This is a genomic window from Thermofilum adornatum (genome assembly GCF_000446015.1).
GTDB lineage: Archaea > Thermoproteota > Thermoprotei > Thermofilales > Thermofilaceae > Thermofilum > Thermofilum adornatum.
In genome coordinates this window covers 1206476-1221748 of sequence record NC_022093.1, presented here as the reverse complement: position 1 = coordinate 1221748, position 15273 = coordinate 1206476, and the positions used below count along the sequence as shown (strand labels likewise).

General features: G+C 45.4%; 17 protein-coding genes. 10 read left to right on the top strand and 7 right to left on the bottom strand.

The genetic code is table 11. From position 1 onward, the window contains the following. The first annotated feature begins 75 nt into the window (after window positions 1-75). Genes N186_RS06630 through N186_RS06615 form a run of 4 tightly spaced genes read left to right on the top strand, consistent with a single transcriptional unit; the run spans window position 76 to window position 2619 of the window. A complete protein-coding gene (locus N186_RS06630; RefSeq protein WP_020963013.1) occupies window positions 76-1230 on the top strand; it encodes an FAD-dependent oxidoreductase in 1155 nt (384 codons plus the stop codon). A 14-nt stretch (window positions 1231-1244) separates the two neighbouring features. Continuing rightward, entirely contained in the window at window positions 1245-1904 is a 660-nt protein-coding gene (locus N186_RS06625; RefSeq protein ID WP_020963012.1) for a succinate dehydrogenase/fumarate reductase iron-sulfur subunit, read from the top strand. After that, complete coding sequence (locus tag N186_RS06620; protein WP_020963011.1) at window positions 1905-2282, top strand: succinate dehydrogenase/fumarate reductase transmembrane subunit; 378 nt, start codon at window positions 1905-1907, stop codon at window positions 2280-2282. Continuing rightward, window positions 2272-2619 (top strand): succinate dehydrogenase/fumarate reductase transmembrane subunit, encoded by a 348-nt coding sequence (locus N186_RS06615; protein WP_020963010.1) that lies wholly within the window; start codon window positions 2272-2274, stop codon window positions 2617-2619. Before N186_RS06620 ends, N186_RS06615 begins: the two co-directional genes overlap by 11 nt. 16 nt (window positions 2620-2635) lie before the next feature. Here the strand turns inward: N186_RS06615 and N186_RS06610 are convergent, their stop codons facing one another. From N186_RS06610 to nrfD, 3 genes are all read right to left on the bottom strand, one after another. Continuing rightward, complete coding sequence (locus tag N186_RS06610) at window positions 2636-3679, bottom strand: hypothetical protein (RefSeq protein ID WP_052885549.1); 1044 nt, start codon at window positions 3677-3679, stop codon at window positions 2636-2638. A 154-nt stretch (window positions 3680-3833) separates the two neighbouring features. Beyond that, a complete protein-coding gene (locus N186_RS06605) occupies window positions 3834-4622 on the bottom strand; it encodes a sulfite exporter TauE/SafE family protein (RefSeq protein WP_052885682.1) in 789 nt (262 codons plus the stop codon). A gap of 146 nt (window positions 4623-4768) precedes the next feature. Then, complete coding sequence (gene nrfD / locus N186_RS09830) at window positions 4769-5203, bottom strand: NrfD/PsrC family molybdoenzyme membrane anchor subunit (protein ID WP_020963007.1); 435 nt, start codon at window positions 5201-5203, stop codon at window positions 4769-4771. Window positions 5204-5280: 77 nt separating this feature from the next. Here nrfD and N186_RS09825 point away from each other — a divergent pair, with 77 nt between their 5' ends. Next, window positions 5281-5562 carry a hypothetical protein gene (locus N186_RS09825; protein ID WP_020963006.1) on the top strand — a complete coding sequence of 94 codons (282 nt, stop codon included), beginning with the start codon at window positions 5281-5283 and terminating at the stop codon, window positions 5560-5562. Between the two features lie 79 nt (window positions 5563-5641). Here N186_RS09825 and N186_RS06595 read toward each other — a convergent pair whose 3' ends face one another. Further along, complete coding sequence (locus tag N186_RS06595; RefSeq protein ID WP_020963005.1) at window positions 5642-5980, bottom strand: 4Fe-4S dicluster domain-containing protein; 339 nt, start codon at window positions 5978-5980, stop codon at window positions 5642-5644. Window positions 5981-6043: 63 nt separating this feature from the next. Further along, complete coding sequence (locus N186_RS06590; protein ID WP_020963004.1) at window positions 6044-6889, bottom strand: cation diffusion facilitator family transporter; 846 nt, start codon at window positions 6887-6889, stop codon at window positions 6044-6046. Between the two features lie 124 nt (window positions 6890-7013). Here N186_RS06590 and N186_RS06585 point away from each other — a divergent pair, with 124 nt between their 5' ends. Both N186_RS06585 and N186_RS06580 read left to right on the top strand, forming a co-directional pair. Beyond that, window positions 7014-8096, top strand: a complete 1083-nt coding sequence (locus tag N186_RS06585; RefSeq protein WP_020963003.1) for a metallophosphoesterase — start codon at window positions 7014-7016, stop codon at window positions 8094-8096. Next, on the top strand, window positions 8093-10129 hold the full coding sequence (locus tag N186_RS06580; protein ID WP_020963002.1) for a hypothetical protein: 2037 nt from the start codon (window positions 8093-8095) through the stop codon (window positions 10127-10129). The genes N186_RS06585 and N186_RS06580 overlap by 4 nt, the downstream gene beginning before the upstream one ends. Before the next feature lie 21 nt (window positions 10130-10150). Here the strand turns inward: N186_RS06580 and N186_RS06575 are convergent, their stop codons facing one another. After that, window positions 10151-11278: a galactokinase gene (locus N186_RS06575; protein ID WP_020963001.1), complete on the bottom strand. Its 1128-nt coding sequence runs from the start codon at window positions 11276-11278 to the stop codon at window positions 10151-10153. A gap of 101 nt (window positions 11279-11379) precedes the next feature. Between N186_RS06575 and N186_RS06570 the strand changes: the two genes are divergently transcribed. From N186_RS06570 to N186_RS06560, 3 genes are all read left to right on the top strand, one after another. Next, complete coding sequence (locus tag N186_RS06570) at window positions 11380-11703, top strand: hypothetical protein (protein ID WP_052885548.1); 324 nt, start codon at window positions 11380-11382, stop codon at window positions 11701-11703. Window positions 11704-11738: 35 nt separating this feature from the next. Next, window positions 11739-12746 (top strand): galactose-1-phosphate uridylyltransferase, encoded by a 1008-nt coding sequence (gene galT, locus N186_RS06565; RefSeq protein ID WP_020962999.1) that lies wholly within the window; start codon window positions 11739-11741, stop codon window positions 12744-12746. A gap of 67 nt (window positions 12747-12813) precedes the next feature. Then, a complete protein-coding gene (locus N186_RS06560) occupies window positions 12814-13722 on the top strand; it encodes a helix-turn-helix transcriptional regulator (protein ID WP_187147004.1) in 909 nt (302 codons plus the stop codon). Here N186_RS06560 and bgaS read toward each other — a convergent pair. Continuing rightward, on the bottom strand, window positions 13712-15271 hold the full coding sequence (bgaS, locus tag N186_RS06555) for a beta-galactosidase BgaS (RefSeq protein WP_052885547.1): 1560 nt from the start codon (window positions 15269-15271) through the stop codon (window positions 13712-13714). The genes N186_RS06560 and bgaS overlap by 11 nt on opposite strands. Between the last annotated feature and the right edge of the window lie 2 nt (window positions 15272-15273).

The window sequence follows — 15273 nt, the reverse complement described above, 5'->3', positions numbered from 1 at the left end:
ATATGTATATAGCTATTTATATCTTTTAATTAAAAAACTTTTTATATTATTCATAGGAATAATCTATGAACCGGCTTGACAAAACATGTTGTCGTTATCGGTGGAGGCGTGACTGGTGCCGCAATAGCCTATGACCTTGCCCAGCGGGGAGCAAGAGTCACACTGCTGGAGCGTGGCTCGATAGGCAGTGGTACGAGTGGTAGGACGCATGGGCTTCTGCATAGTGGTTGCAGGTATGTCAAAGACGTGGATGTTGCCAGGGAGTGCTACCTTGAGAATGTTACTTTGAGGAGGATCGCTCCATTTCTTTTCGAGAAAAATGGAGGGCTATTTGTCGCGATAGACGAGTCTGATCTAAAATACAAGGACTTCTTTTTGAAAAAGTGCGAGGAGGCAGGTATACCGGTGAAGGAGCTAGACAGGAACGAGGCGTTGAGGCTCGAGCCAAACCTTAACCCTGAGCTAAAGGCGGCTGTCCTTGTTCCGGACGGCACATTTGACCCCTTGAAGGTATTACTGAGCTTTTTAGCGTCGGCAAAACTGCACGGCGCAGACATAAGACCATTCAGCGAGGTTGTAGGCTTCAGGATAGAGTCTGGAGCAATAAAGGCTGTCCGTGTCCTCGACAAGACGTCGGAACGCGAATACGAGCTCGAGGCTGACTATGTTGTCAACGCTACTGGTGCCTGGGCAAACAAGGTTGCCAGGCTCGCTGGTCTAAGCGTGCCGGTGAAGCCGAGCCCAGGCGTCATGGTAGCCCTCAACGCCAGGATTGGTCACAGGGTCTTCAATAGGCTGAATAAGCCCGGAGACGGCGACATCATTATTCACCAGAGGGGGACTTCGGTGATTGGTACGACTTCTTGGGTAGTGGAGGACCCGGACACGGTTACTATACCCAGAGAACACGTCGAACTAATGCTGAAGAGGGGCACAGAGCTCGCACCGATAGTTGCAAAGCTAAAGGTGAAAGCTACTTTTGTCTCTTCTAGGCCGCTTGTAGGGGCTGTCCAGGCATCTACTGGCAGGGAGGTTAGCAGGAGCTTCGCAATAATTGACCATGCAAGGGAAGGGGTCGAAAACTTTGCCAGCATTATTGGTGGGAAATTTACTACTGCCCGGCTGATGGCCGAGAAGATGGCGGACTTCGTAGCGGAGAGGATTGGAATAACTCAGCCTTGCAGAACCGCTGATACACCTCTTGCTCCTTACTGGAGCTATTTCACATGAGGTGAGGCAACTGTATGAAGTACCGCGTTATAATTAGAAAATATAAGACTGAATGGAGAGAACCAAAATACGTAAGCTACGAAGTTGAGGCCGACCCAGACACCTCCGTTCTCGATGTTGTTGAGAAAATTAGTCTAGAAAAAGACAGAACCCTAGCCTTTGAGCATGCATGCCATCACGGTGCGTGCGGCGCATGCGGAATGATTATAAACGGGGTAGAGAGGCTGGCCTGCATAACGAAAATAGGGGAAGTCGCGAGGAACGGGATAGTTGTCCTAGAGCCCCTGAGAGGATTCAAGGTGATAAGCGACCTGGCAGTCAACAAGTCTAGAATGTTTAAGCAGTATGCCCTCGTGAAGCCAGGGACCCATGAAAAAGTAGCGGGCACAGTAGAGGTAGAGAAGCTACTCGACTGTCTAGAGTGCGGCATATGCTATTCCGCGTGCCCAATCGCAAACACGTTTGAAGGATATGTTGGCCCCTCAGTTATAGCTATGTCCTACAAGTCTTCCAGCAACGGAAAAGTCCCCGCAATCATTGACAGCCGCAGGGGCGTGTGGGCGTGTCACGGGTCTTTCGAGTGTAGTGCAAGGTGTCCTGTTGACTTTAAGCCTGGCGAGACAATTATGAAGATTAGGAAAGAACTCTTGTTTGGAAAATTACAGGTGATATAAATGAATATAGGGTATGTTCTAAGGTCTTGGTTCAAGCTAAGGGGTAGAAGCCTGGAGCAAGTCTCATTTGCTGCTCGAAGACTAGCCGGGATAATTATGGCTCTATACTTCCTTGCACACATGATCGATATATCGACTGTTGTACTCGGAAAGGATGTCTACAATGCATTTCTAGGAGTATTCACATCTCCCCCAGCTATTTTGGTGGACCTGTTTTTGTGGGCCGCGCTAGTTATTCACGGAGTCCTAGGATTATACTCGTTAATAGTTGAGATGGGGATAATGGTAGAAAAGAGGAAAACTATTCTCGCCATTAGCTGGGTTACCATTGTTTTGTTATTCCTTATAGGTACATGGGTGATAATGAATGTCTTCTAGGAGTCGGTCTGGGAAAGCCTGGCTCCTCCAGGCAGTAACAGGGGCAATACTGACCCTGGCCGTCCTCGCACATATCTACAGGGTCCACTTGACGGGCTCCGCCCACGGTATTCCAACCTACGAGGAAGTGATATCTGCGTTGAAGAATCCACTCGTAATGGCGGGGGAAATTGTTTTAGCAGCGGCAGCAACCTATCATGCATTGTATGGCTTGCACATGGTGCTGGTTGAGGCACAGTTGCTACGTGAAGATGTCTCAAAGAAGATAATGCTGGTCATCGGAATAATAATCATGACTTGGCTGATAGGCTTCAATGTGATAATACTTTTAAAATAAAAACACAAAAACAAAATTATTTTTTGTTGTTTCCTCTGGCCTCTTCTTTTTTACCCTGATTTCCTTTGCCGTATCCCTCTTCTTCCTCTTTTACCTCTTTCTTAATAACGTTGATGTCTTTCTTTGCCTCTTGTATTTGTTTCTCAGCCTGTTTGAATAATTGTTTTATGTCTGCCTGCTTCTTGGCTTCCTTCTCTAGCTTGGACTCTGTCTTGTTGACTTCTTCCTCGAGTTCTTTTGTATCATTTATTGATGGTTTTCCTTTACCCTTTATCTTTGTGTGGTTGATTATTGGAGTCATGTTTAGAACCTGTGTAGCGTTGTTCTTGAGGATGCCTAGCTTCATTGCCCTGACTACTGTTACCTTGAGGGATGCTCTTTGAAGCTCTGCGTTGACAAGCCCAAGTATCTTCTTGACTGTTCCAAGGGTCTTTGCAAGCTCTGAGACAGTTATGTTGCCGGTCTGTAGCTTTGCCTCTGCATCGGAGAGTAGACTTTCTGCGTCGTCAAGCAGGTTCAGGGCGCCGGTTACATTGTAGATGGACTGGTTAACTTTGCCGAGGACGTTCTTAAGTTCAGCTATTCTTGCTTTTAGGACTTCTAGTTGGAGTACTAGGGCTGTCCTGTTTATAGCTGTGACATTTGCCGCGGTTATGTTGTATTCTTCTTGCTCTTTTCCTACCTTAAACTCTACATGTAGTGCGTCTGAGAGTTTCTCCTGTAGCTCGATAACTTCTCCGTAGGTGTTTATTGCCTTGATGGCATAGGTGGCAGCCCCTGTATAATTGCCATGGCTGTAAAGTTGCTTGCTCGTGTTTAGATAGGAGTCAGCTAGCTTCGTAAGGTTGAGTATAAGAGATAAATTGTATGCATACAGGCTTGTGTTTAGACCTGAAGTAGCGTTGACGAGTACACTGTTCCTGTAGTACACCTGTCTCTGCAACCTCTCAGCATTCGTTATGAGAGTTTCTGCGCTTTTGTCTGGGCCTGAAAAAACTGGTACAAGCATAGAGAGTATTAATACAGCCGCCAGCACTAATCCGATATTTCTTGTCCTCATGTTTTACCCCACAGAACATTACACATATCGGGTTAATTAGGAAAACTATGGAAAAAGCAGGAGAAAACGTTTTTCACCCAAGGAAAAACATCCATCTATGATTTTCATGGGAACAACTAGTGAGGACAAAACTTCAAGCGCGCGCTAGAGAACATTATTTAGAGGATAAAGCCCCTATATTCATGTACAACATGTAGAGAGCGACGAGAAAAATTATCACGGCATAGATCTTTTTCAATGTGCTCTGCGGAATCCTGGACATGAAATATGTGCCGGCCCACCCTCCAATGATTCCTCCTACCACATAGAGAAGTGTAAAAGTGATATCCACGTAGCCCTTGAGGAAGTATCTTATTGCTGTTAGAAAACCAAAAGAAGAAACAGCTATCTGGGAGGTTCCAATGGCCTGCACAATATCTATGGTAGAAAATGTGGTCAATGCGGGAACAATTAAAAAGCCTCCACCTATCCCGAAAAATCCTGAAAGAAAACCTACTCCTAAACCTGCACCTGCAAGCTTTAAAAATGAATTCTTTGCTACTTGGAACCCCTTGCTGGAATTTTCCTTTTTTGAGAGGATCATATTTATCGCAACTAGTATCATTAGCAGGCTGAAGAGGAAGAGAAGCCTCCTACCCTCCATCATTAGTCCAAGCTCAGAGCCTAAGTAAACACCTATAACGCCAGTAGAACTAAAAATTACTCCAAGCCTAAAGTTTACATGCCGCTTTAATGCATGGGGGACGATATTTAAGAGGGCATTTATACCAACAGCTAGGGCAGTTGTCCCTATTGCCCCATGGGGATCACTATAGCCTACGAGATAAATAAGCAAGGGAACCGCCAGAATGGAGCCGCCCCCGCCTATCAGCCCTAGAGAAAAGCCTACAATGCCGCCAGACAACAAAGCTAGAAACACTTGTATTAGGCTTATGCCACTCATAAAGCATGAGTATACCTTCTCTAGAACATAAACATTTATGTAAAAAAAGGAGCTATACACATGAAAACATCTATAGAGGAAGTAGAGGAAGTTTTTAACAGTGAATAATTTCCAAAGAAAAAATAATATTTTTTAAGGCTTTTTCCCTAGAGTGTTATTGGTATTGGTATTCCTGCCCAGAGGACAAGCATTCTGAGGGCCAAGGCTCCTATGAGCCCGCAAATCGCTGAAATCAGAGCAAGGTTTCTATCTTCCTTTTTAAGCAATACGAAGCCTAGACCCATAGGTACAAGTACTCCTATGATAATTACAAATAGCCAGAACGCCGGCGCCAGGGGGCCTAGGAAGAGTGCGTATGCGCTCTCTTGTGCGGCCTCGATACCCGAGTACAATGAGACGTTTATTAGAGCTACTAGGGAAACCAGTTCTCCTACTTCGAGTGTGAGTCCTGCCCGTGTAAGGAAGTGTATAATTGATTCGTTCTTTACGAGGATTTTGAGGATGGCCACTGCACATACTGAGGCTGAGAAGATCCATAGAACAGGGATAAGTGCGTTGTTCCAAGGGTATTCCTGGGGCATTTGCAATGAGGAATCCGCTGTATATCACGACCAGGAATCCTATAAGACCAGTCAGTACGAGGTACCATTTCTGATCCGTGAGCTTTTGTAGGCCTGGAACAAACGTATGCCTCAATAGCAACAGGAAAGAGAGCAACAGGAGAAGTGCAAGCACAGATATTCCGAAACTCATCCATGAGATGAATATCTTTACGATGAAGGTTCCCGATAGGAGAGACTGTAGGATTGCGAAGGGCATGTTTAAGGGCCGAGATAGGTCTGCTACAACGAAGACAAGCGCCAGCACAATGGAAACGAAGATTATCACTGATAATTCTTTTAGCTTCTCCTCGACCTTGGAGATCTTCATTAAGGCATAGGCCACACTGCCCATTCCAGCGATACCAGCGAACCAGAGGAAGAATCCCAGCACTACCGGGTTCCAAATTTCCTGGAATATCATCTTCCCACCACCACGAAGAATTTTGGTTTAGTACCCTTATACTCGAGCAACTTTATGACCCTGCCTGATTTAAGCCTCTTGTTGATTTCACTCTTGGGGTCGTCTAGGTCGCCGAAGGCCCTGGCTCCGGCTGGGCATACTGTTACACAGACGGGCTGTAGGCCCTGCTTAATCCTGGTCTGGCACTCTTCGCCCATGCATTTCTCCGGTAGCCCAAGAACGGGCTCAAGCCACCTCATGCCGTACGGGCACGCGGTCATGCAGTACTTGCATCCAATGCAGAGGCTCGGGTCGATCTTTACGAGACCATTCTTATCTATGTATGAAGCGCCCATCGGGCAAACGGTTAGCGCGCGCTACATGCGCTATATGTTATGTTTCATATACCTCAAATCTTCTTAGGAAGGGTCGCATGGTTCGAGGTGGGTAGTTATGTCTATTTTTGAGCTTGATAGATTCTTTATCTTCTTCTCAATTGTCTCCGAGATTTTGTGTGCTTCTTCTAGTGTATAGCTTGGGTCTAGGGCTAATGTGAGGTCCACGTGGTAGGTGTTTCCTGTCCACCTTGTACGGATTTTTCTTATTTCTTTTACTTCTTTTGTTTCCCTGAGAGCTTCCATTATTTTAAGTGTTAGGTCTGTTGGCGACTCGTCCATTAGTACGGAGGTTGTTTCGCGGAGGAGTCTGTAAACCTCGTAAGCCAAGAATGTGAAGAGTAGTGTTGCGATTGGGAGGTCTAGGCTGGGGATGGATATTGCTAGGAGTAGGCCTGAGCCTCTTACTGTGTCTCCTAGATAGTTTATTGTGTTTGCCCTAAGGGCGAGGCTCTTCTCGATTCTGTATCCAATATAGTTTATCGCTACAAGGAAGATATCTACAACTATTAGTCCAGCTGTCAAGTAGATTGCTTCTTGGTTGGCGTGAACCTGGTACCCGGTTGTTAAGCGTGTTAGTATTTCCCGAGCAATATAGAACATGGCAATTGTTGCGAAAATTCCAATTGTGTAGCCGGCTATTGCCTCTGCTTTACCGTGTCCGTAGTGGTGGTTTTCGTCTGGCGGCTTGTTTCCGAGCCTAACAGAGATGAACGTCAAAAGTGAGGTAGCTATGTCCGTCACCGAGTCTGCGAACTCGGTTAGTGCTGACATGCTTGAGGTGAGGAGATAGACTATGCCTTTCCCTATTGTTACACCTAGAACAGTCATGAAAGTTGCTATGGCTACTGCTTCTTTCTTGTCACCCATTAGTTCAGTCCTTGTCTGTACGAGAAAACTGTAGAATTAAATTTTTTGCTAGTAATCTGGTACGTTGCTTATGCTACGGGGGATAAATTTATTTCTTGGGACAACTTAGGCTTTGCGTCTAGATATGTTTGTGGAGGAGCTAAATGTCGGTGGACGCAGGGTTCCTCTTGTACACTTGGCAAAAGACGAAAACGCAATTGTTTTTTCCGATGTGCATTTCGGTTTAAGGTATGGTGGGAGGACACTTTCTCTCCACGAAGATCTCTCAAATTTTTTGGATCACCTCAACGATGAGGACAAGACTAGGCTACTGGTTCTCCTTGGCGACATTTTTGAGCTCTGGAGCGGGAGCCTGAGAGACGTTTTCCAGGACGCCTTGAATCCTTTGCGTCTTATTGCTCGCCTAAGTTCCTCGGTCATTTTTGTGCCAGGCAATCATGACAGGATATCTGCGAGGATGCGTTTCCCTGGTAGTAGGTGGGCTGGAGAAATATATGTTACTCCAGACATCCTCCTGCTCGACGTGGAGGGGAAGAAGGTCCTCCTTTTCCACGGCCACCAGCTGGACAACCTTTTCCTTCTTACAAAGGGTCTTTGGAGAGTCCAGTCCTATATCTATTTGTTCTCGGAGATGCTGTTTGCCTTGCCTGGGCCGCTCGAATGGTTTTTTGCAGCTTTGGCGACGCTTACCGTCCTTTTGTTGCTTTTCCTTTTCCATGCGACATCGCTACTCATGGAGGCTACAATTATCCTGGCAAGCATCATACTCTTTTCGCCCCTGATCATTCTTCTCTGGAGGGACCTCCAGGACAAGGTGTGGTACGGCTTTGTACAGAAAATTGGGCCGAGACTTTTCAAGAGTAGGCTACGTGGAAAGAGCATAGAGTCACTGGCAGTGAGCAAGCCTCTTAAAAAGCTAGTTTCATTTCTGGAGTCGTACCCAGAAATCGGCAGGGTGGATGTAGTGATTTTTGGACACACACATGTTCCCGGATTTTTGGTTAGCAATGGGAAAGTTTTTATCAACACTGGTAGCTGGGTAAAAAACAGTTATAATTCCGATAACGGCGTGGAGAATAAGACATACGTCAGGATAGAGGGGGGCAAGGTTAGGCTTTGCAAGTGGGACGGAAAGGAGGTTGTTCTCTTCGAAAAAGAGATTCAAGGCAAAAAACAAATATTCAATAATAATTTTTACGGCTTATGATATCTTCGGACACATACTATACTTGTGTAGCAAAAAACTTGTCTAGACTAGCCTCTGAGTCGGCTTCTCTAGAAAATGTTCCCGAAATATTTTACGATTGTGCCAGAAAATTTTTCGACGACGTGGAACCAGTCCTTTTCCATGCTTTTGCTGGAAAAGAAGAGCCAGAAAGGATAAAGGAAACTCTCAACAAACTGGTATCAGAAAAAATCTCTTGGGTAAACATCCTAGGAAAAGACAAGAGGCTTGCTGAAATATTTAGGGCACTAGTCGAGGCGTTTTTTGGAGGCGTAGATCTTTCTTTGTTAACCATAGAGAGTGTCAAGTGGCTAGTCAATGGCTTATCCTTTGTGGAGGAGACTACTGGGGCTAGCTTTCACAAGTGCAAGGAGATAGCAGACGAGATTATTGAGAGACTTTCATACAATATTAAGGTCGAACCAAAAAAGGGAGAGCTTTACGTTGTCTCTATTATGCGAGAGAATCTGCCCTGGATGATAGATTACCTCTGGCCCCTCCTTACAGAGATAATAGTAAGCGAAAGGATCGAAGCCTTGCTTGAGGACGCATTAAGGAACATAGATTCTGGAAGAGCAATTCTAATTAGCGGTGAAAACGGCTGGGGAAAACACAGCTTTGCATTCAAGTTGTCTGAAAAGCTACTAAGCGAAAATTATACTCTCTACTATGGCTCTCAAAACGTAGCGTTTAAGCTCTCAGGTAAAAAGGTTGTCTTTACACCTGGCAAAGACTTTTTATTCACGCCTGCCGGCTGGGACGGCGCGTCGCGGCAACTAGTAGAACTTGAAGGAGTAATAACACTCGAGGACGCTGAAAAAATTGCTTCTTCTAGACTAAAGTGGGACGGGGTTGATGACGAACGGCTTGCCCACGAAATCGCTAAGAAAAGTATGGGAAATCCCTCCTATGTAGATCTGGCCTCTACATATCTAGGCGTTTGCCAAGTGCTGGGGCAAAATTGTGAAGTTCCAGGCGATATTGGTCTACTAGCTGAGAAACTTAGAAAAATCGTTCCAGTGAAGGTTGCAGATGCACTTAGGTTGCCTTCAATGTTTAAGACCAGGAGCTTCCCGGTAGAGTTAATAGAGGAGATTGACGAGGAGTCTGAAGCTATACTACAGAGACTTTTGCTAAAGGTTCCGCACCTGGGACTGTACTCTTTCAGGAACAGCTATGTCCAGGGGATGTTTCGGGAAAAGATATTGGTTCCAAGCAATATAGCAGAAAAGGTTTATTCATCCGAGGCCCCCTTCATAGCTTCATGGTTCCTTGTTTCAGGCGTACCTGGTGCAGACAAGTATCTGGCTTTTCTCGCACTAAACAATCTGCACAGCGAAAACTCTGTCGATATATTGGAAGCTGTTTCTATCCTGAGCAGGGGGACTGTTTCCTCTCTTTTAAGCAATACCACTCTTTTCAGGCTACATGTCTTGGAGAGACATGCCTCAAGCAACTATGCTATGGCCCTTGCCGAAGAGCTACTCGAGCTCCAGCTAGAAATCCTGAAAAAACTTTATGCTATTAATCCCAGGTACTCTGAAAAAATCCTGGAAACGTCCTATAGGCTTGCAGAGGCTAGGCTTTCCCGTTTTCTCCCAGAGCTTGCACTAGAGGCAATCGGTGAAGTGGAAAAGATTGGGTTAGAGAAGAACATACAACTGGAGACTCTGATGGGTATCGCATTTATTCATTTAAAGGACTATGCAAATGCCAAGAAAATCCTGGGAGGGGTACTAGAAAAAATGGGTGGGGCCGAGAATGCCAGCTATTATTCAGTGAAGCTTGCGTATTTAGAGGCGAAGATAAGAGAAAAGCAGGATCTGGACACATTGAGGGAGCTCGAGGACTTTGTTAAGCTACTTAGCCGTGGGAAATGTGAGTATTCAAACATTCTACTTGAAGCCGCTTTGCTTCTTAAAGAATATACGCAGAAGAAAAACTATGCGGTATGCATGCAGCTTACCAGGTGCGGGTATCCAGAGCTTGCCGCCACTTATGGTTGCTTTGAATAAAGGTGTTGATTCTAGGAAAAATTATTCTTCAATCCGCGCTCCACTGTCAGGCCATACTTTCCACGCTTCCTTAGCGCCGGCGGAAAGTGCAGACTTTACTATTTCTTCTTCATTTTTCTCTACTAGTGCTATGAGGCTTCCTCCCATGCCTGCGCCGCTCAGCTTTACAGCTAGGGCTCCAGCCTTGAGCATCGCGTCCCTTATCTTTTCGAGCTGGGGGAGGCTTACATCGTATAGGTCTCTTAGCAGTTCGTGCTGGTAGTTGATTTCGGGTGCTATCTCTTTTAGGTTCCAGTTTTCTCTCCTCATTTTTTCTACTGCTCTCATTGTTGAGGCCTGCATTAGGATGGTAAAGAGGATTCTTTTCCTTTCCTTTTCGGCTAAGATGTCCAGGTATGGCTCTATCTCATCTAGGCTAATTTGTTCCCATTTTGGCTGGTCATATCTGTATCCTAGTTTTTCCCTAAGCTCATGAGGAACTTTTGGGTTCTCCATTAGCTTCCTAAGGGCGCTATTTATCTCCTCCTGCCTTGATGGATGTATATCTGCGACACTATGCCTTATCCCAGAGTCTACAACTATGAGTTGCACGTTTCCAGGCTTTAATTCTTCTATTTCCACGGGAGGTTTGGGTCTCAATAGAATTATTCCGCCGAAGGCCGAAGAGTACTGGTCTAGTCTACCACAGGGGATGCCTGCTATCCTGTTTTCCGCCTGGAAGGCTAGCTCGGCTAAGTCCTTTTTTGAGAGGCCAAGATTGCAGAAGTGGTCGATAGCCTTCAGGAAGGACACTTCTAGTGCGGCGCTACTTGATAATCCGCTTCCAACGGGAACCTTGCTCGTGATGGTTGCCTTGAAGCCTTTTCTTAGGGGCTCTCCCAGATGCTCCTCTACAGCTTTCACAACTGCTCTGAGATAGTTTCCCCACCATCTTCCTTCGAGTAGTGACGGATTCAAGGGAGAGAACTTGTCGATGCAGTCTTTGCCCTCTCTGCAGAGGTCTTCGCTCTTGATTTCAAAGTAGTTGCTCTCCTCTATCACTGTTACGTATGTCCTCAGGTTTATCGCTATGGGAACAACTGGTAAACCCTTATAGTCCTGGTGCGTGTTGAGGAAATCCACTCTACCTGGAGCTGACGCAGTGAACACATGTTTTAATTCAACAATGGTGGATTAAAATTTTTTCAAAAATATTTTCAGTAAAAGGAAAGGCTAGGAAAAATTTAAAAGCCTTTATCACTATACATTATATCGTGACAGTGGGAACAATAATTAACTTTATTCTAGGATGGATTGTATCAGCCATCGCAGTCTGGCTAGCGCTAAAAATCTTTCCAGGAAAACAGAAAGCAGAATCAATCACTGGAGCCTTCATAACGGCACTTATTGGAGCAATAATTTTCTGGGTCTTCAAAGTTGTAGAGATACCTTTTGGAACAGTGATAGCTATTCTTGTATGGCTATACGCCCTTAGAAAGATACAGGGCGTCGGATGGCTAGGCGCAGCAGTCATCGCGGTGCTCGTCTACATCATAAACGCCATTTTCGGCTTCTTTTTCCCAACCCTTCTTTAAAAAGACTTATTTTTCTTTTTTTATTGCTTAGCTTTGTGAGCAACAGTTATAACGAGTTAAGGTGGAACCCTCTTCTGGGATGCTGGGTCATAGTTTCAAGTCAACGTAGCAAGCGTCCCTGGAGACAAGTAGAAAGATGCCCCTTCTGTCCAGGGAGCGATGAGACTGGCTTTGGCTGGGATGTTCTCTTGCTGGATAATAAGTTCCCAGCATTGAAACGCGAAGCTAGAGTATCTCGGGAATCTCGGGATATTTACCTTGTACGTGAGGCTTATGGTTCTGCAAAGGTTGTAGTTGAGACGCCAGAACACGAGGGGGATCTAGACAGCATCCCATTTGAGAACCTAGTTAAATACATAGAGACGCTTAGGAGCGTAACAGAGAAGGAATGCATGGATGAAAAGATTCAGTATGTGCTCCCATTTAGGAACAAGGGAGAAGTGATTGGTGTCTCCCTGACACATCCGCATAGCCAAGTCTATGTATTACCATTTATTCCTCCTCGGGTAGCTAGGGAAATAGAGATGCAGAAAAAGTTCATAGAGGATCATGGAGAGTGCCTAATTTGCCACATCACCAAACTAGAGAGGGACGGAAAAGAGAGAGTCATATATGAAAACAGAGATTTTGTGGCTGTCTTGCCCTTCTACGCTATGTGGCCTTACGAGGTACACATTTATCCTTTGCGCCACTTTGGCAGTCTCAAAGAATTGAAAAAGGAGGAGGAAAAAACCCTGGCGGACGCTATTCGATTTGTCGTAGCTACTTATAACTCGCTTTTCGGCTTCAGCTTGCCTTACATGATGATTCTGCATCAAGCTCCGTGCCGCGGAGACGTGGATTTTCATTTTCACGTAGAGTTCTACCCCGTTCACAGGTCTCAAGACAAACTGAAGTACCCAGCCGGGATAGAGTGGGGAGGATGGGTTTTCACTTATGACGGCTTGCCGGAGGAAAGGGCAGGGGAACTCAAGGAGGCTGCCAGAAGGGCATACGAGAAACTTAAAGCGAGTGGGTCGCCACCCTTAAACTCTCCCGCATAGAGCTGTCAGATTTTATATGCTGTTTATTCTCATCACATTTAAATCTCACTTGTGTTTTCTCGATAATATGCGTAGAGTTGCCCCTGCGCTACTCGTGTTTTTGTTGGCTTTAGCTTATACTGTTACATGTTTGCCCGATGAATATGTCACGCTCACTGTTCTGGAAAGTGGCTTAGTCAGGGTAGACTATTCGTTAAAGGTCAATGCTACAAGTATATATGATGTTTCCCTTATAGGTACACCTATAACTGAGCTAGGCATCATAGTTACTGATCAATCCGGAAACCCATTAGCATACGACATCAACCAGACAAGTAACACTATTACCATTCTTGCCCTTAACTGCACGAGAATAAATATCAGCTATTATACCCAGACCATAACGACTTTTTCCAAAGGTATATGGAGTCTCCAGTATAATTCGCCCATAGAAAGCATTGTGAAGCTTCCAAAAGGATCCACTTTAATTTCTATGCAACCCGTACCCCTAGCCGTATCTACTTCTGACTCTAACCTCGTCCTCGAGTTTCCCAGTGGAAGCGTGTCTTTATCCTTTGCATACATACCGCAAAGTATCTCACAGGATAAAACCACGCCGCAAACAACTCCACAAGTAAACAAACAGCCAGCCTCTACACAGAACGGGTCATCTCTAGCCCCAGGCAAGCCAAGCCAAACATCCACTCAAATATTCAGCGCTGAAACAATAGGTATAGCATTGGCTATATTATTGTTTGCGGGAATAGCTATGTTCTATTTGCTTAAGAGGAGGAATGGTAACCTTTCGGAGGAAGATAGAGAAATAATAGAGCTTCTAAAGAAAATGGGCGGGGGCATGTTTCAGTCAGAAATTGGTCAATACGTGAAGATGCCGACAACAACGCTGTGGCGCCGTATAAAGAAGCTGCAGGAACTTGGATACGTGAAGGTAGAAAAAGTTGGCGGAAAAAATTATGTCAGGCTTCTTAGGTATTAGAGCCTAGTTTAAGCACTTGTTTTGCCGCTTTTACATACTCGTCTGGCACTGTGCCCTCTGCTATTATCTTTGAGAAGACGTCTGCGCTCGCCCTCTTTTGTCGTTTCTTTGTCTGTAGGTCTACGTAGATGAGGCCGAAGCGCATTCTGAAGCCGTCGGCCCACTCATAGTTGTCTGTGAGTGCCCAGTGTAGGTACCCGTTGAGCTGTATTTCTTTGTTCATTATTGCGTCTTCTAGGTATTTGAGGTGTATTGCCAGGTAGTGTGGTCTATACTTGTCGTCGCGGTCTGCGATTCCGTTTTCGGTGATCATGAGTGGGACATTGTAGTTTTTCATGAGTTTTACTGCTTCAACTATTCCTTCTGGGTAGATTTCCCAGCCAAAGTTTGTTGTGGGTCTGCCTGCTAGGCTTTGTGAGTCTGGTGTACATTCGAAGCCGTATCCCTTGACTAGGACTGGGTATGCGGGGAATGGGATTAATGGTTTTAGTATGTTGAATTTACCTTTGACGACTGCCCTTGAATAGTAATTGATGCCCATCCAGTCGAGTTTTCCCTTGTATTTCTCATAGATTTCTCCCGATTCTTGTTTGAGGTCGAAGTCTAGGTCGATCCATCCATTTACGATGGAGTTGGGAATCCATGCGTTGTGCAGATGGTGTACAACCCTTGATGCATCTATGTCTGACTTCTTTGTGGCGTTTAACGGGTAGGATGGGACAACGTTGTGTATGATCCCAACGCTTGCCGGAGCTTCGGAGCTAGGATAGGCCTTTACTTTGTCAAATTTTTTGATGACGTGGTATGCTAGGAAGTGTGCTTGGGCAATGTTGATCATTGCGTTTTTATATGCTTTGAAGTTGAATATCCCAGGTGGAAATTTTCCTTTTCTCGTTAGGAATCCCGACTCAGTTACAACGCTTGGCTCGTTGAATGTTGACCATGTGTCGACAAGGTCTCCAAAGTTTTTAGCGATGTAGGCGGCGAATTTTGCAAACTCTATGGGGAATCTGGGGTCAGCGTAGCCTAGAGGACCTTTTTTCGCATTTGTGGCTCTCGAGGTTATTGGGTCGTGGAGCCATATTGGAAGCGTGAAATGAACTAGGTTCAGGATGACGTAGAAGTTTCTCTGTCTGAGATCCATTATGATGTCGCGGTAGTGTCTTAGCGCTTCCTTGTTTGCGAGCTCGTCTAGCTTTTCAAGATCAGACTCGGATATGTCTATTTCTGTCTTTATGCCTTCCTCCTCCTCGATACCTACCTCTACGTTGAATGTTGGTTTAGGGAATATCCTGCTCCACTCAACGTTCAGCCTGTAGGCATTTAGACCTATGCTCTGTGCTAGGGCGTGATCCTCCCTGTAAAGGTGCCAATAATCTATGCCGTTTTCTGGCAAATCCCCACTAACTATTTTGTTTTCAATGTTGTATTTGTCGTGAACCCATACATACCAGTCAGTGTTTGGATCCAAGGCTTCGCCTGCTGGGTCTCCCATCTCAAACTGGAAACCTGCTAGTGATACACCCCACAGGAAATTCTTTGGGAACACTT